The sequence below is a fragment of the Polaromonas sp. LjRoot131 genome (assembly GCF_964252805.1).
Lineage (GTDB): Bacteria > Pseudomonadota > Gammaproteobacteria > Burkholderiales > Burkholderiaceae_C > Polaromonas.
On record NZ_CAXUPF020000003.1, the window covers coordinates 489,579 to 507,238 of the forward strand.

The following is a 17,660-nucleotide window of genomic DNA, read 5'->3' on the forward strand; positions in this document are numbered from 1 at the left end:
GGATCACCCGCTTTTCCCCTTGATTTTTTCACTTCGCTGAACCCCCGGCGTTTTTGCCAGAAAGCTATTCCGATGAGCCAGTTTGAACGAAGCGGCGCGCGCGCCGCCGACGCCCTGCGCACCGTGCGCATCACCCGCCACTACACCGCCTATGCCGAGGGCTCGGTGCTGATCGAGTTCGGCGGCACCAAGGTGCTGTGCACCGCCTCCGTCGAAGAAAAAGTCCCCGGCCACAAAAAAGGCAGCGGCGAAGGCTGGGTCACTGCCGAATACGGCATGCTGCCCCGCGCCACCCACACCCGCAGCGACCGCGAAGCCGCGCGCGGCAAACAAAGCGGCCGCACGCAAGAGATTCAGCGTCTGATCGGCCGCTCCATGCGCTCGGTGTTCGATCTGAAAAAACTCGGCGAGCGCACCATCCACCTTGACTGCGACGTGATCCAGGCTGACGGCGGCACCCGCACCGCCAGCATCACCGGGGCCTTTGTCGCGGCGCAGGACGCCGTCAACACCCTGATTGCCGGCGGCAAGCTCACGCAAAGCCCGATCATTGACCACGTCGCCGCCATTTCGGTCGGCATCGTGCAGGGCACGCCGCTGCTGGACCTCGAATACATCGAAGATTCCGCCTGCGACACCGACATGAACGTCGTCATGACGGGCGCCGGCAATTATGTGGAAGTGCAGGGCACGGCCGAAGGCGTGGCCTTCTCGCGCAAGGAAATGGATGCGCTGCTCGTGCTCGCCGAAAAAGGCATCACCGAGCTGGTCGGTCTGCAGAAGCAGGCGCTGGCCGGTTGAGCGCCTGTCACCATGAAAAAAATCGTTTTAGCCTCCAACAACCAGGGCAAACTCGCCGAACTCAAGGCCATGTTCGCGCCCCTGGGGCTAGAGCTCGTGAGCCAGGCCGAGCTCGGCCTGCCTGAGGCCGAAGAGCCTTTTCGCACCTTTGTTGAAAACGCCCTCGCCAAAGCCCGCCAGGCCTCGCGCCTCAGCGGCCTGCCCGCGCTTGCCGACGATGCGGGCCTATGCGTCGATGCCTTCGGCGGCCTGCCCGGCGTCGATACCGCCTTCTATGCCACCCGCTATGGCTACACCAAGGGCGACGACAACAACGTCAAGGCCCTGCTTGAGCAGATGGCGCACCTGGCGCAGCCTTCCGAACGCCGCGCCGCGCTGGTCAGCACGCTGGTGGCCGTGCGCTCCGACAAGGACCCCGAGCCGCTGATTGCCTCCGGTCGCGTGGCCGGACAGATTGCGCCCCAGCCCCTGGGCGACAACGGCTTTGGCTTCGACCCCGTGATGTTTATCCCCGAGTTCGGCAAAACCTTCGCGCAACTGCCGGTCGAGGTCAAGAACGCCAACAGCCACCGCGGCAAGGCCGCGCGCCAGATGATCGCGCTGATGCGCGAACAGTGGCTGCCCACACCCTGACACTCGCCATGGCGCCGCAGGACATCCAGCACTACATGCGCAGCGGCACGCTTCGGCTGGCCGCGCTGCCGCCGCTGTCGCTGTATGTGCACCTGCCCTGGTGCATTCGCAAATGTCCCTACTGCGACTTCAACTCGCACGAAGCGGTGGGCGAGATGCCCGAGCAGCGCTACATCGATGCGGTGATCGCCGACCTCGAAGCCGCGCTGCCCCTGGTCTGGGGCCGCACCGTGCACAGCATTTTCATAGGCGGCGGCACGCCCAGCCTGTTTTCGCCGCAAGCCATAGACCGCCTGCTGGCCGACATTCGGGCGCGTTTGCGGCTGGAGGCTGATTGCGAGATCACGCTCGAAGCCAACCCCGGCACCTTTGAGAAAGACCGGTTCAAGGCCTTTCGCGCCGCCGGCGTCACCCGCCTGTCCGTCGGCGTGCAGAGTTTTGACGACCAGCATCTCAAGGCCCTGGGCCGCGTGCACGACCGCGCCCAGGCCATCGCCGCGGTTGAGGAAGCCGCGCAGGCCTTTGAGACCTTCAACCTGGACATCATGTATGCGCTGCCCGGGCAGACGATGGAAAGCCTGGAGCGCGACATGCGCCAGGCCCTGGCCCTGCAGCCGCCCCACATCTCCATCTACCATCTCACGATAGAGCCCAACACCTACTTCGCCAAATTCCCGCCCGTGGTGCCTGAGGAAGACACGGCCTATGCCATGCTGGACAAGATTACCGAGATGACCGGAGCCGCGGGCCTGCAGCGTTATGAAGTGTCGGCCTACGCCAAGCCCGGCCACCGCTGTTTCCACAACCTCAATTACTGGCAGTTTGGCGACTACCTCGGCATAGGCGCGGGCGCCCACAGCAAGCTCAGCTTCGCGCATCGTGTGGTACGCCAGGTGCGCTATCGCGAACCCAAGCTCTACATGGAAAAAGCCCTGGCCGGCGAAGCCGTGACGCAAGAGACCGAAGTCAGCCGTGCCGACCTGCCGTTTGAATTCATGCTCAACGCCCTGCGCCTGCGCGATGGTTTTAAATTGCAGGATTTCAGCGAGAAGACCGGCCTGCCGATCACCGCCATCCAGCAGGGCCTCGAAGAAGCCGAGCGCAAGGGCTTGATAGAGCGGGATTTCGTGCACGTCAAACCCACGGAGCGTGGCTTTGATTTTCTGAACGACCTGCAGTCCTTGTTCCTGGCCGGTTAAACGGAAAAGCCCTTCACCACATGGAAACTCCAGCCCTTATTTTTCTCGTTGTCAGCTGCGCCGTCAGTTTCGGACTGGGCCGGCTCTTTGTGCACTTCCGCGACAAGAAACGCAAGAAGGCTGCCGAAGAGCGCGCGGCCGCGGCACTGCGCAACCGCCCGGCCGAACCCGAGTCGCTCAACAAGGCCAAACGCAAGCGTCAACTTCAGCAAGCCGCCAAAGACAAACGCTGATCATCGGCGCAGCGGCGGCCAGGCCGGCAGCATCAACCGCAGCTGACCCGCGTCACCCGACCCGCACCATCCACCGTGAGGTTCAGCCGCTCGGCATTGAACTCCATCGTCACCACCTGGTTGGGCCTGAGTGTCCGTACGGTCTTCGCCCCGGCACGCGTGCGCGCTTCATTCTCGAGCGCGGCATCCACATTGCGTCCCATGGCGAACTGGGCCGGCGCAGCGTTGCAGCGGCTTGACACGGGAGCGGGATCGGGTGCCTGGCCGGCGGGGGCGGTTCCGCAGGCCGACATCAGGAGCGAGGTGGTGGCAAGGGCTGCCAATATCAACGAACGCATGGTGCGGTCCTTTCGAACGGTGGACATATCCTGAGAAGGCATCGCCTGGAGCTTACCGCGCGACGACGCCATGACACATGGGACGCTTGCCGCTGTTTCTTGTAGGCGCTAGCCTTTTTGGGAGGGGAATGATGGCGGGCGTTCTGCGGTCCCCGTTATTGGTATTGGCGCGAACATGAGGCCGGGTCGGTTCCACGAATCCATGCTTGGGGCCTCATTTCCCGGGCACCGATGCGCTGTATGGAAGCCTTGTAGTAGGCCGAGTCGCCATAGACACATGCCAATGCAGCGGCCCAGTTTTTGTGAACAGGGTCGGGGTAGCGCTTGATGAGGTCGTCAAGGCTCTTTTTCATTCGCGGCCAATCAAGACGGGTTTCACGAGGGTCTGCGCCGCTGAAAGCAACGCTTGCGTACAACCTGGCGTAAAGAGACTCTCCCTCACTTGCTTGCAACTGCTTGGTCCGGCCAGTGATGAAGGCATCGACAGTTTCCCAGCTGCCTCCCCATTTGGGAACCAGTCGCGTCAAGGCAACTTCGTAAAAATCGTAGTAATTCGGCCAGCGCCTGGCGCCGTCTTCGAAAACGGAGTTCGGGTCTGATTTTCCTTGTTCCGCATCAAGACTGACCGCCAGCAGAAGGTTCTGCCATATAGGCGTTTGCTGAAACTCCTTGCGGGCTTCGAGAAGTAATTTTTCGGTATGAAGCAAGCCTTGCTGAAATGACTGCATGCCGCCGCCGGGCACATCTTTTGCCGGGCTTGATCCGCGCGCATTCCAGGCGAGCGCGTATTGGAGCCGGAGAGCCGCAAATGCAGGGAAGACAGAATCAGGATTTTGTCTCTGCCATTCCTTGATTCGGGCCCCCTGTGCGGCATCTACGCCCGGGGCAGGCATTTCACGCCGGAAGAACCAGTATGCGGCGCTGGCGCCTGGCTTGCCCGACTGGAATCGCCTGGGATCGCGTACCAGGCAGGCCAGGATTGCGTCAAGGTCGGTGAAGTTGGATGTCTGGTACAGGTGACGAAGGTGTGCAACGGCTTCATCGTGGTTGTTGTAGTTGATCTCGCTCAAAAGCGCACAGTCTTTCGAAGAACCAGGAGATGGTTTCGGCTCGAGGGGGCTTGCATTCGCATGGCCGACGGACAGCAAAACCACACTCGCCAGAATGGCCAGCTTGCGGCCGATTTTTTTGTGCAGTGTCATTCCGGCGTCGCGTATCGGCATGGGTCTTCCTGGGTGAAAAAAACAGATTGTGATGAGATTGAGCCACATTTCGATGCCTGGATGGCTTTGCGTAAGGACTCGATCTCAGTCTAACGTAGGCTAAATGAGAGGGACCGGCCGGCTGCTCGAGAGTCCCGTTTGGCTGGCTTCGCGGCCTGCCTATGCGGATACCCCGCCCTGGCCTCGATTCGTTCGCAGTCACTACAAACGATGCGGTTAAACTACCCGACTCGGAAGCGTGGCAGAGCGGTTGAATGCAGCAGTCTTGAAAACTGCCGAGGATGCAAGTCCTCCGTGAGTTCGAATCTCACCGCTTCCGCCACCTAAGTGGCATCGGCTTTAACGCCACTCAAATCCCGCACTCCGGTCCAGCCACCGTTGCTGCAACCGCACCTCAGTGCGCAGACATTCCCCCGTTCAATCTCATGGCTCGCAGCCAACACGGCGTTTGTCGCTGCTTGGATCCTGCCGGTTTGATGGGCCGTTCAGGCTTTTTCACCACTATCTGCGCGATTTTTTGGCCGGGTTACGCGACAACTAATTTGCAACCAAAAAGCCTCACTGGCCCGAGCTGTGGCAAGTCAAAGGTACTCTTTATGTCCCCGCGACAACAAAGAGACTCGAAAAAACGGAATTATTTCCTGGAACTATTGCCGCCCAGTTCTGAAAACCTTTTTCAGGACAGTGACGAATGCGGCGCGCAAGGCCATCATAGAAACATTCCGTTACAGCGTAGAAGGGCGCCCCAATCCCATGACAATTCCTGCTTTCCACCCCGAAGTCGCCGAAAAGGTGGCCACCGCTTTTGTCAAGGCAACCGCCGCCCGCTGGTCGTTTCCGCGGGTGGACATGCAAGACAGAGGGACATTCATGCTGATCAGCGTGGACGCCCTGACGCCGGACGCCCAGGAGATCGAGCTGCCGGTCAAAAAGTCGATCGCCCAAGCCTTGAACGAGGTTATTCCCACCCACCCCTCGCAAAAATTCGGCAACTGGATGGTGGTCTTTTTCCGCGACGGCAAGATGTACGAGACCGTGCATCCGAGCGAGTTCCAGGGCTAAACGCTTCTGGCCTACGCCGGCTTCCCGTCGCCGGCCGATTCACGCATCGCCTGCCTCAGGCGGCTGTTGTGTTGGGCTGCAACAACATTCCCCGGGTTTCGATGAAGGCAATCACCTCGGCCAGGCCGGCCTGGGTTTTGAGGTTTGTCATTACAAATGGTTTCAAACCCTTGGATGTGGTCCGCATGCGGGTGGTGTCTTTTTTCATCACCTCCAGATCCGCGCCCACATAAGGTGCCAGATCGGTCTTGTTGATCACGAACAAATCGCTTTTGGTGATGCCCGGGCCGCCTTTGCGCGGGATCTTCTCGCCGGCCGCCACGTCAATCACGTAAATCGTCAGGTCGCTCAGTTCGGGGCTGAAGGTGGCCGCCAGGTTGTCGCCGCCGGACTCCACGAAGACGACGTCGGCATCGGGGAAATCCACCAGCATGCGGTCAATCGCCTCCAGGTTGATGGAGGCGTCCTCGCGGATCGCTGTGTGCGGGCAGCCGCCGGTTTCCACGCCCATGATGCGTTCGGCATCCAGCGCACCGCTCACGGTCAGCAGGCGCTGGTCTTCCTTGGTGTAAATGTCGTTGGTGATCGCCACCAGGTCGTACTTCGCCTTCATGCCCTTGCACAGCATTTCCAGCAGCGTGGTCTTGCCGGAGCCCACCGGGCCGCCTATGCCCACGCGCAAAGGTGGAAGTTTTTTGGTGCGGTTGGGGATGTGGTGCAAGCTCATGGGGATACCTTGAAGATCGTGAAGGAGGGCGGCGTGGACGGGATCAGGAGCGGAACAGCCGCGAATACTGGGTTTCATGCTGCGACGACAGAATCGCCAGCATCGGCGAAAACGCCTGGCGCTCGCCGTCGGGCAGGCGAAGGGCTGTCTCGACGGCATCGGGGATGTCCCGGCTCAAGCGGGCCAGGATGCGCTGGCCGGCACTTTGGCCCAGGGGCACGGATTTGATCGCGGCCTGCATCATGTTCTCGGCCCAGCCAAAGGCATAGGCCAGCAGGCAGTCGCGCACGCCGGCGGCGGTCTGGGAGGCCGCCAGCGCATAGGCCACGGGATAGGTAGGCTGCAGCGCGGCACAGGCGGCTATGTGCGCGGCGCTGGCGCCTTCATGGTTGCGCAGCCATTCGAGCAGCGAGCGGCCCATTTGCTCGGCCTGCGCGCGCAGCTCGCTGGTCTCACGCGTTTGCAGCACCCAGGCGTTCAGTTCAGCGATGCGCTCCAGCTTCCCCTCGCGCCAGGCCGGAATCGCCAGGGCGATCACGGCCAGGTCGGCGCGGGTGAGGGCCAGCTGGAGCTGGTCGCTGAGCCAGCGCGCGGCCATGTCCTCGGTCGTGACCTCGCCGCAGTCGACGGCGGCTTCCAGGCCTTCCGAATAAGAAAAACCGCCCACGGGCAGGGCGGGTGAGGCCAGCCATATCAGCTGGAGCAGGCTGGACGCCGGCAAGGAGGCCGCGGGCGGTGTGGGCGTGTCCACGGGCGGCCTAGTGGCTGTGCGGCTTGTGCGGGTGGACCTGGATGGCCACGGGCTTGGCCTCGTGTGCATGGCCGTGATCATGGCCATGGTTGCAGCCGGGGCCGTGCACGTGCGGGACTGTTTCGCTTGCAGCGGCAGCACCAGGCGCATGGCTGTGCGCATGCTTTCCGTGGTCGTGCCCATGCCCATGGCCGCCCGAGCTGTAGGCGCCGCCTTCAGGTTCAAAGGCTTCTTCGGCTTCGTTCACGATCAGGTGCATGGCGCGCAGCATGTCGGCCAGCACATGGTCGGGCTCTATCTTGAGATGGTCGGGCTTGAGCTCTATCGGCACATGGCGGTTGCCCAGGTGGTAGGCCGCGCGCGTCAGGTCGAAGGGCGAGCCGTGCGAAGCGCAGGCGGTGATGCGCAACACCGCCTGCGGCGCGGCAATCACCCTGACCATGGAGCCGTCTTCGGCCAGCAGCACGTCGCCGCCGCGCACCAGCGTGCCGCGCGGCAGGAACACGCCTAATTGGCGGCCCAGCGAGTCGGTTGCGTCAAAGCGGCTTTTCTGGCGCACGTCCCAGTCAAGTTCGACGCTGGCGGCGCGTTTGACGAGCACGGGGGCGAGGCCCTGGCCGCGCGGGATGATCTTGCTGCAGGATGTCAGGGGTGCGGTGCTCATGCTAATTCCGTTCGATTTCGTTCAAGAGGCGTTTTCCTTCTTCGGACAGGAAAGGGCGCATTTTGGTCCATGGGATGAAGTGATCCAACTGGCAAGGACTCATCGCGTAGGAGAAAGGAAAACTAAAGCCAATCCCCTGCTTCTCTATAGCGGTAATGTACGCAGCCTTGGTCAAGGCTTCCTCGACGCATTCCCGCTCATCGGTAGGCAAGCCCTCTGGGGATTTTTTTCCACCCAGCAGCTTTGCCTTGATCATCTTTCCCAGGGTGGATTCCAGGTCCACCTTCTTGCGATAGGCGGTGTCCAGCCAGTTCGCAATGGGTATGGCCTTGCCTGTCGATGTGTCATAGGTCTGGTAAGACTGCCCATGATAAGGATGCGCTCCTCCGCAGTAACCGCCGTATGAAGTCTGGACGGACAAAACATCTCCCGCCCAGAATACGGCTTGCTGGTCAAGCTCGTCGCCCCAGGGATCCTCGAACCGGCCGGTCGCCAGGCTCCCGGCGACGCAGCGCAGGTGACTGTTGACGTTGTCGGCCAGGTCTTTTTGCAGCAATCTGTTAACCCGCTGTATTCCAGGCCCTTCCCCGCGGAGGCGAAGTGAATTCAAGGAAGGAATGCCGTTGACAAAGACCGTGTCAATCGAACGCGACCCCCATGTTTGTGTTTTGCGTACTTTGAGGGGCAACCTGGCCGTTCTACGGGCGTCATAGGATGTGCTCGAGACCGCGTTGATCGAGAGCGTTTTGCTTTCGTCCGCGCTCATCCAGATGCCTTGGAGTTTTCCCGGCTCGCAGTTGAAATAGGCGCGGCCCGTTTGTTTGCCTTTGGAGTCCGACTCCTGCCATTCGGTGGCGAGAGAGTTGGTCGACACCAGCACCAGATCCGAGAGATTTTCGCGGTAGTAATACCGGCCATAGGTTCCGGTGATTTCCATCGTGATGGGGATGGCCCCGAGCGTGCCCGACCAGATTCCCTCGCACGGGGCGGTCGCCTGCGACAGCGACGGCAGAAACCCTCCCGCCAACACGACGCACGTATGCATCCAGAACGTAAAAGGCTTGGGGCGTCTTGAGGCGTGCATCAGATCAGAACAGGGAACAAGCGTGCATCCTGGAGAGGGCCGGGCCCCGTCCGGGCTTCACAAAAACCAGTAGGCCAGCGCCGCCACCGCGGCGAAAAACAAGACCTGGATCCACCAGGGCAGGCCATCGGGCGCTTCGCGGCGCAGGCCGTGGGTGTAGGTCAGCGCGATCAGGTTTCCCAGGATGGCCGCGATCGATGTCTTGAACAGCAGGCCCAGCACGGCAAACAGCGCCGAGCACGCGGCAATGAGCTCGACCCAGTTGAAGACCAGATAGTCGTTGTGGTTCAACAGCGGCCGGACCAGCGACAGCGCCATGGCCTGCATCAGGCCCAGCAGGGCGCCCCAGATGGCGCCCATCACGGTGCAGACAAAACGTTCTTCCAGGTCCACGGTTTTTAAGGGGCTTTCATCTAAAAAAGAAAATAGCGTTGTGCCATCGGCAGGCTGCTGGCCGGCTCGCAGGTCAGCAGCTGGCCGTCGGCACGCACAGCATAGGTCTGCGGGTCGACTTCCATGCTGGGCAGGTAGGCATTGTGGACCATGTGCTGCTTGCGCACGCCGCGCACGTTTTTCACGGCGCTCAGGGTCTTGGCCAGGCCGAAGCGTTCCTTGACGCCGGCGTTCAGGCCGGCCTGCGAGACAAAGGTCAGCGAGCCCCTGGCGATGGCGCTGCCGAAGCTGCCGAACATGGGGCGGTAGTGCACCGGCTGCGGCGTGGGGATGGAGGCGTTGGGGTCGCCCATGGCCGCCATGGCGATAAAGCCGCCTTTGAGGATCACCGATGGCTTGATGCCGAAGAAGGCCGGCTTCCAGACCACCAGGTCGGCCCACTTGCCGGGCTCGACCGAACCGACCTCGTGCGAGATGCCGTGGGCGATCGCCGGGTTGATGGTGTATTTGCTGATGTAGCGCTTGGCGCGGAAGTTGTCGTGGCGCTCGCTGTCGCCGGGCAGCTTGCCGCGCTGCAGCTTCATCTTGTGCGCGGTCTGCCAGGTGCGGATGATGACCTCGCCGACGCGACCCATGGCCTGGCTGTCGGAGCTGAACATGCTGATCGCGCCGAGGTCGTGCAGCACGTCTTCTGCGGCAATCGTTTCCTTGCGGATGCGGCTTTCGGCAAAGGCCAGGTCTTCGGCGATGCCGGCGTCCAGGTGGTGGCACACCATCAGCATGTCGACGTGCTCGTCGAGCGTGTTGACGGTGTAAGGCATGGTGGGATTGGTGGAGGAGGGCAGGAAGTTCTCCTCGCCGACCACACGCAGGATGTCGGGCGCATGGCCGCCGCCCGCGCCTTCGGTGTGGAAGGCGCACAGGCTGCGGCCCTTGGTCGCGGCAATCGTGTTCTCGACAAAACCCGATTCATTGAGCGTGTCGCTGTGGATGGCAACCTGCGTGTCGGTTTCTTCGGCCACGTCCAGGCAGTTGCTGATGGCGGCCGGCGTGGTGCCCCAGTCCTCGTGCAGCTTCAGGCCGATCACGCCGGCGTTGATCTGCTCATGCAGCGCGGCGGGCAGGCTGGCGTTGCCCTTGCCCAGGAAGCCCAGGTTCATGGGGAAGGCGTCGGCCGCCTGCAGCATGCGCTCGATGTTCCAGGGGCCGGGCGTGCAGGTGGTGGCGAAGGTGCCGGTGGCCGGACCGGTGCCGCCGCCCAGCATGGTGGTGATGCCGGATGCCAGCGCTTCCTCGATTTGCTGCGGGCAGATGAAGTGGATGTGCGAGTCGATGCCGCCGGCGGTGACGATCATGCCTTCGCAGCTGATGATTTCGGTGCCGGGGCCGATGATCATGTCGACGCCGGGCTGGGTGTCGGGGTTGCCGGCCTTGCCGATGGCGGCGATGCGCCCGCCCTTGAGGCCGATGTCGGCCTTGACGATACCCCAGTGGTCGATGATGAGCGCATTCGTCATCACGCAGTCCATGCTGCCTTCAGCCCGGGTCTTCTGCGACTGGGCCATGCCGTCGCGAATGGTTTTGCCGCCGCCGAACTTGACTTCCTCGCCGTAGCTGCCGGCGCGCAAGGTGTAGTCGGCCTCGACTTCGACCAGCAGCTCGGTGTCGGCCAGGCGTAGGCGGTCACCGACCGTGGGGCCGAACATTTCCGCGTAGGCGCGGCGTCCAATCGTTGCCATCGTTGTGTCCTTGATTCAGAAAAATTTCGGTGCCGGCGTTGTGGGCTGGCCGGTGCGCGGCCCGTTGGTCTCACCGCCTGCCACCGGGTAAAAGAGTTCGCGCAGCGTGCCCAGGGCCAGGGCCAGCAGGGCCACTGCGCAGAGGCGATAGGTGAAGCGGGCCCAGCGCGCGCCCAGGCGGCGGAACACGCGGTCAACCACGGCGGCACACACAAAACACCACACGACGGACGCCACCATGAAGCCGGCAAAAAAGACGGCATAGTCCGCGGCGCCAGGGTGCGCCACGCCTACCGTCCCCATGGCGCCGCCCATGGCGGCCCAGTAGGCGATGTTCTGCGGGTTGGTCAGCGACAGCGCCATGCCTTTTTTCAGGGCGCCCTGGCCGGCTGTTGCCGCGCCGGCGTTGTCCATCGTGTGTTCGACCCGCGCGGCTTGCCAGCTGTCCCAGGACAGCCAGGCCAGGTAGGCGGCGCCCGCCAGGCCCAGCGGCCAGCGCAAGGCGTCGAATTGCATGGCCATGCCTATGCCTGCAAGGCCCAGGACCGCCCAGACGGCATCGCCCACCAGCGAGCCCGCCTGCACCTGGAAGGCCGGCCGGAAGCCGCCGCGCACGCCCTGGCGCACCGTCTCGGCAAATACCGCGCCGGGCGCGGCATTAAAGACCAGCCCCAGGAAAAACGCGGAGATGAACAGTGTCGTCATGGCTTTGCCCTGGGTTGGCGGGGCTCAGAGCCCGCCCTGGACCAGGCCGCGAAAGCCGTAGACGTTTCGTTCACCGGCGAAGTCCACCAGCTCGACGGTGCGCTGCTGTCCCGGCTCAAACCGCACGGCCGTGCCTGACGCGATGTTCAGCCGCATGCCGCGCGCCGCGTCGCGGTCAAAGCCGAGCGCGCCGTTGGTTTCGGCGAAGTGGTAATGCGAGCCGACCTGGATAGGCCGGTCGGCCGTGTTTTGCACGACGATGGTCAGCGTGCGCCGGCCCGCGTTAAGCGTGTGGTCCGCGCCGTCGGTGATGAGTTCGCCGGGAATCATGCTGCGTCCTCAGGCCAGCCGGGCCAGCAGGGCCACACCGAAGAGCGCGACGGCGCCGCCGGCCGCGCGCGGCAGCCATGCATTGGCGCTGCGCAGCGCCCAGCCGGCACCCAGGCCCGCCAGGTGCAGCAGTACAGTGGCGGCCAGCATGCCCGACAGCGTGACCAACGCGCTGGGCGACCCGGCCAGTTCATGACCATGGGCCAGGCCGTGGAAGACCGCGAACATGCCGACGATGAGCGCGGCCGCGAAGCCGGGCACATGCCAGCGCGTGACGACCAGCAGGCCGGTGACCAGCAGCGAGGCCGCGATCATGGGCTCCACCGCCGGAAGCTGCAGACCCTGAAGGCCCAGCACTGCGCCCGCCAGCAGCATGCCGGCAAAACCCAGCGGGCCCCACAGCAGCCCAGGCCCGGCGCGGCGCGCAGCCAGCGCGCTCCACAGGCCCACGGCCACCATGGCCGCCAGGTGGTCCATGCCCGTCAGCGGGTGCAGGAAGCCGGTCATGAAATCCAGGTGCGAGTGGCCGTCCACGCCGGTGTGCGCAAAGGCGGCGGCGGGCAGCGCAGCCGCGAGAGGGAGCAAGGCGCGCAGGCTGCGGGATGAAGGCATCAAGGAAAAACTCACGGCAATCTCCTGTTGAGCGATGTGGCAGTTTGAGGCGAAAAATGGGGTGCGGCGCTCAGACGATGGGCTGGTGCACGGTGACCAGCTTGGTGCCGTCGGGAAAGGTGGCTTCGACCTGGATGTCGGGGATCAGCTCGGGGATGCCGTCCATCACGTCGGCGCGGGTCAACACCGTGCGGCCCTCGCTCATGAGCTGGGCGACGGACTTGCCGTCGCGCGCGCCTTCCATGACGGCGGCGCTGATCAGCGCCACGGACTCGGGGTAGTTGAGCTTCAAGCCGCGGGCGCGGCGCCTTTCGGCCAGCAGGGCAGCCGTAAAAATAAGCAGCTTGTCTTTTTCGCGGGGCGTCAATTCCATGGGGCTCTCTCAGGGCAGGCTGCCGGCTTGGGGATGCTTGCCGGGGTGCAAGAATGGTGCCATAAGAAGCCGTCCACGGTCCAGCCTGGCCGGGCTGAGCGGGGGCATGGCACAGAACATGCACTTGAGCAGGGTCAATCACCACGCGCCCGGCGCATCTGCCCACCCATGGACGCCCCGCTCACGCCCCTGCCGCCGCCACCGCCGCCCGATGCGGCCACGGCCGCGCCGTTGGCGGCCGGCGTCGAAGCGCCGCTGCAGCGCATCATCAAGGTCAGGCGCGACTACAACAGCTGGGTGGCCAGCGAAACCATGGAAGACTACGCGCTGCGCTTCACGCCGCAGCGCTTTCGCAAGTGGTCGGAATGGCGGGTCGCCAACACCGCTTTCGGCGCGGCCTCTTTCCTGATCCTGGAGGCGGTGGGCGCCACGCTGCTGGTCAAGTACGGCTTTACCAACGCCTTCTGGGCCATCGTCGCCACCGGCCTCATCATCTTCCTGGCCGGCCTGCCCATCAGCATCTACGCGGCGCGCTACGGCGTGGACATGGATTTGCTGACGCGCGGCGCCGGCTTCGGCTACATAGGCTCCACGCTGACCTCGCTGATCTACGCCTCCTTCACCTTTATCTTTTTCGCGCTGGAGGCGGCCGTCATGGCCTATGCGCTGGACCTGGCGCTGGGCATCCCACCCAGCTGGGGCTATTTGATCTGCGCGCTGGTGGTGATCCCGCTGGTCACCCACGGCGTGTCGGCCATTTCGCGCCTGCAGGTCTGGACGCAACCCTTGTGGCTGGTCATGCTGGTTGTGCCCTTTGTGTTTGTGCTGCTGCGCGATCCTGGTGCTTTTTCCGGCGTGCTGCACTATGGCGGTGAGAGGGGCACGGGCGGCGAGTTTAATCTGCACCTATTTGGTGCTGCTCTGACGGTGGGTATCGCGCTGATCACCCAGATGGGGGAGCAGGCCGACTATTTGCGCTTCATGCCGGTGCAGACGCCGGCCAACCGCTGGCGCTGGTGGGGCGGTGTGCTGGCCGGCGGGCCGGGCTGGGTGCTCCTGGGCGTGGTGAAGATGCTGGGCGGCGCCTTCCTGGCCTACCTGGCGATTTCCAACATGGTGCCGCTGGACCGCGCGGTGGACCCCAACCAGATGTACCTCGCGGCCTACGAATACGTGTTTCCGCACTACGGCATGGCCGTGGCCGCGACCGCGCTTTTCGTGGTGGTGTCGCAGCTCAAGATCAACGTCACCAACGCCTACGCGGGCTCCCTGGCCTGGTCGAATTTTTTCTCGCGCATCACGCACAGCCATCCGGGGCGCGTGGTGTGGGTGGTGTTCAACACGCTGATCGCTTTCATGCTGATGGAGATGAACGTGTTCCAGGCGCTGGGCGACGTGCTGGGCCTGTACTCCAACATCGCGATTGCTTGGGTGATGGCGGTGGTGGCCGACCTGGTCATCAACAAGCCGCTGGGCCTGAGCCCGCCGGGCATCGAGTTCAAGCGCGCGCACCTGTATGACATCAACCCGGTCGGTGTCGGCGCCATGGCCCTGGCCTCGGTGTTGTCCATCACGGCGCACCTGGGGCTGTACGGCGAAATGGCGCAGGCCTTTTCCGCGGTGATCGCCATGGGCACGGCGTTTGTCACGGCGCCGCTGATTGCCTGGGCGACCAAGGGCCGTTATTACATCGCTCGTAGTTCAGTTGCTGCGGCTGGCGAGGGCGCCTACAAACGTTATGCGACGCAGCAATGCGTGATTTGCGAGCGTGCCTACGAGGGCCCGGACATGGCGCATTGCCCGGCCTACCAGGGGCCCATCTGCTCGCTGTGCTGCACACTGGACGCGCGCTGCGGCGACCTGTGCAAGCCGCATGCGAGTTTGTCGGCCCAGTGGTCGGGGGCGTTGCGCTGGCTGCTGCCGCGCCGCGCCTGGCCTTACCTGGACACCGGGCTGGGCCACTTCCTGCTGCTGATGCTGATCATCGTGCCGCTGCTGGCCAGCGTGTTCGGCCTGCTTTACCACCAGGAACTCAGCGCGCTGACTGATTTGACGCCGTCCGAGCCGGCCCTGAAGTCGGGTTTCCTCAAAGCCTATATGGCGCTGCTGGTGATCGCCGGCCTGGTCGCCTGGTGGCTGGTGCTGGCGCACAAGAGCCGGCAGGTCGCGCAGGAGGAATCGAATCGCCAGACGCATCTGCTGATGCGCGAGATCGAGTCACACCGCCAGACCGACGAGGCGCTGCAGCAGGCCAAGCAGGTGGCCGAGGAGGCGCGCCATCACGCCGACCAGGCCAACCAGGCCAAGAGCCGCTACATCAGCGCCATCAGCCACGAGCTGCGCACGCCGCTCAACAGCATCCTGGGTTATGCCCAGCTCATGGGTGAGGACAACGCCATCCCGCCGCACCGCAAGCAGGCCGTCAGCGTCATCAAGCGCGGCGGCGAGCACCTGCTGTCGCTGATCGAAGGCACGCTGGACATCGCGCGCATTGAGGCCGGCAAGCTCACGCTCAACGTCAAGCCCATGCAATTCGCCGACTGTGTGCATGAGATGGCCGGCATGTTCGAGCTGCAGGCCGCGGCCAAGGGCCTGGCCTTCCACTTCGAGGCCAGCGGCAACCTGCCCGAACTGGTGCGCGCCGACGAAAAGCGTGTGCGGCAAATCCTCATCAACCTGCTGGGCAATGCCATCAAGTTCACGGTGCAGGGGCAGGTGACCTTCCGGCTGCGCCATGCGCGCGAGATGGCCTACATCGATATTGAGGACACCGGCCCCGGCATGCGCGAGGCCGAGCTCGCGCGCATCTTTGAGCCCTTCGCGCGCGGCGCGGCCGCGGGCCAGAGCGCCGAAGGCACGCCCGGCGCCGGCCTGGGCCTGACCATCGCCAAGATGCTGACCGACCTGATGGGCGGCGAGATGACGGTGGTGAGCACGCCGGGCCAGGGCTCCGTCTTCCGCATCCGGCTGTTCCTGCCCGAGGTGCATCTGCCGGCGGGCGCCGCCAGGGACACCGCCGCCCCGCCGGTGCGGCGCCGGCCGCACGGCTACGAGGGCGTGCGCCGCAAGCTGCTGGTCGTTGACAACGAGGAGCCCGACCGCGAATTGCTGGTGCAACTGCTGCAGCCCATGGGCTTTGAGCTGCGCACCGCCGCCAGCGGCCACGACTGCCTGGACCTGCTGGCCGCCGGCTACCAGCCCGACGTGATCTTCATGGACCTGGCCATGCCGGGCATAGACGGCTGGGAGACGCTGCGCCGCGTGCGCGGTTCCGGCCATGAAGGCATTCACCTGGCCATTGTGTCGGCCAATGCCTTTGACAAGGGCATGGAGAACGATGCCGGCATCCTCTCCGAAGACTTCATCCTCAAACCCGTGCGCCACACCGAGCTGATCGCCTGGCTGGAGCGGCGCCTGTCGCTGGTGTGGTGTTATGAAACGCCGGCCGCGGAGGCTTCGCCCGCGGCAACGCCCCCGCGGCGCGTGCTGCCGAACGACTCGCAACTGGCCGCTCTGCAGGAGGTGGTCAGCCTCGGCTTTTACCGCGGCATCATGAACATGCTGGCGGAAATTGAGCGGCAGCAGCCGGACACCGCCGCGTTTGTCGACGACATGCGGGTGCTGGCGCGGCAGTTCCAGTTCGAAGCCATGGGCCGCCAGCTCGCCAACCAGGAGGCCGACCATGAGCCGCGTGCTTGAAGATTCCCCTTTGCTCAACCGCAGCCTGGACCGCACGCTGGACCGGGCCAACAGCGACGTCGTGCTTATCGTGGACGACGTGCCCGATAACCTGTCGGTGCTGCACGACGCCCTCGATGAATCGGGCTACACCGTGCTGGTGGCCACCAGCGGCGAGGCCGCGCTGCAGCGCGCGCTGCAGGCCAGGCCCGACATCGTGCTGCTGGACGCCATGATGCCTGGCATGGACGGCTTTGAGGTCGCCAAGCGCCTCAAGGCCATGGCCGAGACCCACCACATCCCCATCATCTTCATGACCGGCCTCACTGAAACCGAGCACCTGGTGGCCGCGCTGGAGGCCGGCGGCGTGGACTACGTGACCAAGCCCATCAAGCCCAAGGAAGTGATGGCGCGCATGGGTGTGCACCTGCAGGGCGCGCGCCGCGCCCGCCAGGAGGCGCGCCAGGCCGGCCAGGCGCGCAACGCGCTGGACGCCTTCGGTTATGCCAGCATCACGGTGCGCATGGGCGGCTCGGCCGACGGCCGGCTGGTCTGGCAGACGCCGCTGGCGCGCGAGCTGCTGATGCGCTACTACGGTACCTCGGCGCCGCAGACGCCCGAACCGGTGCTGGACTGGCTGCGCAGCCACATGGCGGACGCGGAACGCCAGGTCGAGCCGCCGCGCCTGGCGGTGGAGCAGGGGCCGCGCCGGTTGACCTTCCGGCTGCACCGGCAGACCGGCGACGGCGAAGGCGGCGTTGGAAGTGGAGGAGGTGTCAGCGGCGACTGGCTGATCGTGATGCGCGAGATCTCCGACGATGCGGTGGTGGAGGCCATGAGCCTGAGCTTCAAGCTCACGGCCCGCGAGGCCGAAGTGCTGTACTGGGTGGTCAAGGGCAAGACCAACCGCGACATCGGCGACATCCTGGGCTCCAGCCCGGCCACCGTGAAGAAGCACCTGGAGCGCGTCTACGCCAAGCTGGGCGTGGAAACCCGCACCGCCGCCGCGGGCATGGCCATGAACCGGATCCGGCAATTGCACCCGCAGTTTGAAGGCTAAAGATAGAGCCCCCACGCTTGTCGCTTCGCGTACTGCGCTGCCCCCCGAGGGGGCG

19 protein-coding genes and 1 tRNA gene are annotated in these 17,660 nt (G+C 64.3%); 8 read left to right on the plus strand and 12 right to left on the minus strand.

The window, feature by feature from the left end; translation table 11 throughout:
* The first annotated feature begins 72 nt into the window (after positions 1-72).
* The 4 genes from rph to ACSQ27_RS16950 are packed head-to-tail and all read left to right on the plus strand — an operon-like array spanning position 73 to position 2,866.
* On the plus strand, positions 73-801 hold the full coding sequence (gene rph / locus ACSQ27_RS16935) for a ribonuclease PH (protein WP_436156660.1): 729 nt from the start codon (positions 73-75) through the stop codon (positions 799-801).
* A gap of 12 nt (positions 802-813) precedes the next feature.
* Positions 814-1,434 carry an RdgB/HAM1 family non-canonical purine NTP pyrophosphatase gene (gene rdgB, locus ACSQ27_RS16940; RefSeq protein WP_436156661.1) on the plus strand — a complete coding sequence of 207 codons (621 nt, stop codon included), beginning with the start codon at positions 814-816 and terminating at the stop codon, positions 1,432-1,434.
* An 8-nt stretch (positions 1,435-1,442) separates the two neighbouring features.
* A complete protein-coding gene (gene hemW, locus ACSQ27_RS16945; protein ID WP_436156766.1) occupies positions 1,443-2,633 on the plus strand; it encodes a radical SAM family heme chaperone HemW in 1,191 nt (396 codons plus the stop codon).
* Between the two features lie 20 nt (positions 2,634-2,653).
* On the plus strand, positions 2,654-2,866 hold the full coding sequence (locus ACSQ27_RS16950) for a hypothetical protein (protein WP_436156662.1): 213 nt from the start codon (positions 2,654-2,656) through the stop codon (positions 2,864-2,866).
* 32 nt (positions 2,867-2,898) lie between these two features.
* Here the strand turns inward: ACSQ27_RS16950 and ACSQ27_RS16955 are convergent, their stop codons facing one another.
* Both ACSQ27_RS16955 and ACSQ27_RS16960 read right to left on the minus strand, forming a co-directional pair.
* Entirely contained in the window at positions 2,899-3,204 is a 306-nt protein-coding gene (locus tag ACSQ27_RS16955; protein WP_436156663.1) for an I78 family peptidase inhibitor, read from the minus strand.
* A gap of 155 nt (positions 3,205-3,359) precedes the next feature.
* Positions 3,360-4,427 (minus strand): hypothetical protein, encoded by a 1,068-nt coding sequence (locus ACSQ27_RS16960; protein WP_436156664.1) that lies wholly within the window; start codon positions 4,425-4,427, stop codon positions 3,360-3,362.
* A 232-nt stretch (positions 4,428-4,659) separates the two neighbouring features.
* Between ACSQ27_RS16960 and ACSQ27_RS16965 the strand changes: the two genes are divergently transcribed.
* Positions 4,660-4,749, plus strand: a tRNA-Ser gene (locus tag ACSQ27_RS16965).
* A 431-nt stretch (positions 4,750-5,180) separates the two neighbouring features.
* Positions 5,181-5,489: a hypothetical protein gene (locus ACSQ27_RS16970; protein WP_436156665.1), complete on the plus strand. Its 309-nt coding sequence runs from the start codon at positions 5,181-5,183 to the stop codon at positions 5,487-5,489.
* A 55-nt stretch (positions 5,490-5,544) separates the two neighbouring features.
* On the opposite strand, the gene ureG is transcribed toward ACSQ27_RS16970, so the two are convergent.
* The 10 genes from ureG to ACSQ27_RS17020 all read right to left on the minus strand — a co-directional run bounded on the left by ureG (position 5,545) and on the right by ACSQ27_RS17020 (position 12,867).
* Entirely contained in the window at positions 5,545-6,216 is a 672-nt protein-coding gene (ureG, locus tag ACSQ27_RS16975) for an urease accessory protein UreG (protein ID WP_436156666.1), read from the minus strand.
* A gap of 43 nt (positions 6,217-6,259) precedes the next feature.
* Positions 6,260-6,967, minus strand: coding sequence for an urease accessory protein UreF (locus ACSQ27_RS16980; protein WP_436156667.1), 708 nt, complete (start codon positions 6,965-6,967; stop codon positions 6,260-6,262).
* Between the two features lie 7 nt (positions 6,968-6,974).
* Complete coding sequence (ureE, locus tag ACSQ27_RS16985) at positions 6,975-7,616, minus strand: urease accessory protein UreE (RefSeq protein ID WP_436156767.1); 642 nt, start codon at positions 7,614-7,616, stop codon at positions 6,975-6,977.
* A gap of 16 nt (positions 7,617-7,632) precedes the next feature.
* Positions 7,633-8,568: a hypothetical protein gene (locus ACSQ27_RS16990; protein ID WP_436156668.1), complete on the minus strand. Its 936-nt coding sequence runs from the start codon at positions 8,566-8,568 to the stop codon at positions 7,633-7,635.
* A 204-nt stretch (positions 8,569-8,772) separates the two neighbouring features.
* The gene (locus ACSQ27_RS16995; RefSeq protein WP_436156669.1) at positions 8,773-9,108 is read right to left on the minus strand and encodes a hypothetical protein; all 336 of its coding nucleotides are present in this window, start codon (positions 9,106-9,108) and stop codon (positions 8,773-8,775) included.
* Positions 9,109-9,128: 20 nt separating this feature from the next.
* Positions 9,129-10,847, minus strand: coding sequence for an urease subunit alpha (gene ureC / locus ACSQ27_RS17000; RefSeq protein WP_436156670.1), 1,719 nt, complete (start codon positions 10,845-10,847; stop codon positions 9,129-9,131).
* Between the two features lie 15 nt (positions 10,848-10,862).
* Positions 10,863-11,552 carry a LysE family transporter gene (locus ACSQ27_RS17005; protein WP_436156671.1) on the minus strand — a complete coding sequence of 230 codons (690 nt, stop codon included), beginning with the start codon at positions 11,550-11,552 and terminating at the stop codon, positions 10,863-10,865.
* 24 nt (positions 11,553-11,576) lie between these two features.
* On the minus strand, positions 11,577-11,882 hold the full coding sequence (locus ACSQ27_RS17010) for an urease subunit beta (RefSeq protein WP_436156672.1): 306 nt from the start codon (positions 11,880-11,882) through the stop codon (positions 11,577-11,579).
* Positions 11,883-11,891: 9 nt separating this feature from the next.
* A complete protein-coding gene (locus tag ACSQ27_RS17015; protein ID WP_436156768.1) occupies positions 11,892-12,494 on the minus strand; it encodes a HupE/UreJ family protein in 603 nt (200 codons plus the stop codon).
* A 70-nt stretch (positions 12,495-12,564) separates the two neighbouring features.
* Positions 12,565-12,867 (minus strand): urease subunit gamma, encoded by a 303-nt coding sequence (locus tag ACSQ27_RS17020; protein WP_007874763.1) that lies wholly within the window; start codon positions 12,865-12,867, stop codon positions 12,565-12,567.
* A gap of 168 nt (positions 12,868-13,035) precedes the next feature.
* Here ACSQ27_RS17020 and ACSQ27_RS17025 point away from each other — a divergent pair, with 168 nt between their 5' ends.
* Positions 13,036-16,566, plus strand: a complete 3,531-nt coding sequence (locus ACSQ27_RS17025; RefSeq protein ID WP_436156673.1) for a hybrid sensor histidine kinase/response regulator — start codon at positions 13,036-13,038, stop codon at positions 16,564-16,566.
* On the plus strand, positions 16,550-17,605 hold the full coding sequence (locus ACSQ27_RS17030; protein WP_436156674.1) for a response regulator: 1,056 nt from the start codon (positions 16,550-16,552) through the stop codon (positions 17,603-17,605). The genes ACSQ27_RS17025 and ACSQ27_RS17030 overlap by 17 nt, the downstream gene beginning before the upstream one ends.
* Positions 17,606-17,660 lie beyond the last annotated feature (55 nt).

What these genes read in the sequence shown, in the direction of transcription:
- ureG (WP_436156666.1), bottom strand. Translation starts at nt 6,216, where the DNA reads ATGAGCTTGCACCACATCCCCAACCGCACCAAAAAACTTCCACCTTTG.
- ACSQ27_RS16960 (WP_436156664.1), bottom strand. Translation starts at nt 4,427, where the DNA reads ATGCCGATACGCGACGCCGGAATGACACTGCACAAAAAAATCGGCCGC.
- hemW (WP_436156766.1), top strand. Translation starts at nt 1,443, where the DNA reads ATGGCGCCGCAGGACATCCAGCACTACATGCGCAGCGGCACGCTTCGG.
- ACSQ27_RS17015 (WP_436156768.1), bottom strand. Translation starts at nt 12,494, where the DNA reads ATGCCTTCATCCCGCAGCCTGCGCGCCTTGCTCCCTCTCGCGGCTGCG.
- ACSQ27_RS17025 (WP_436156673.1), top strand. Translation starts at nt 13,036, where the DNA reads ATGGACGCCCCGCTCACGCCCCTGCCGCCGCCACCGCCGCCCGATGCG.
- ACSQ27_RS17030 (WP_436156674.1), top strand. Translation starts at nt 16,550, where the DNA reads ATGAGCCGCGTGCTTGAAGATTCCCCTTTGCTCAACCGCAGCCTGGAC.
- ACSQ27_RS16970 (WP_436156665.1), top strand. Translation starts at nt 5,181, where the DNA reads ATGACAATTCCTGCTTTCCACCCCGAAGTCGCCGAAAAGGTGGCCACC.
- ACSQ27_RS17010 (WP_436156672.1), bottom strand. Translation starts at nt 11,882, where the DNA reads ATGATTCCCGGCGAACTCATCACCGACGGCGCGGACCACACGCTTAAC.
- ACSQ27_RS17005 (WP_436156671.1), bottom strand. Translation starts at nt 11,552, where the DNA reads ATGACGACACTGTTCATCTCCGCGTTTTTCCTGGGGCTGGTCTTTAAT.
- rdgB (WP_436156661.1), top strand. Translation starts at nt 814, where the DNA reads ATGAAAAAAATCGTTTTAGCCTCCAACAACCAGGGCAAACTCGCCGAA.
- rph (WP_436156660.1), top strand. Translation starts at nt 73, where the DNA reads ATGAGCCAGTTTGAACGAAGCGGCGCGCGCGCCGCCGACGCCCTGCGC.
- ACSQ27_RS17020 (WP_007874763.1), bottom strand. Translation starts at nt 12,867, where the DNA reads ATGGAATTGACGCCCCGCGAAAAAGACAAGCTGCTTATTTTTACGGCT.
- ACSQ27_RS16990 (WP_436156668.1), bottom strand. Translation starts at nt 8,568, where the DNA reads ATGGAAATCACCGGAACCTATGGCCGGTATTACTACCGCGAAAATCTC.
- ACSQ27_RS16955 (WP_436156663.1), bottom strand. Translation starts at nt 3,204, where the DNA reads ATGCGTTCGTTGATATTGGCAGCCCTTGCCACCACCTCGCTCCTGATG.
- ACSQ27_RS16950 (WP_436156662.1), top strand. Translation starts at nt 2,654, where the DNA reads ATGGAAACTCCAGCCCTTATTTTTCTCGTTGTCAGCTGCGCCGTCAGT.
- ureC (WP_436156670.1), bottom strand. Translation starts at nt 10,847, where the DNA reads ATGGCAACGATTGGACGCCGCGCCTACGCGGAAATGTTCGGCCCCACG.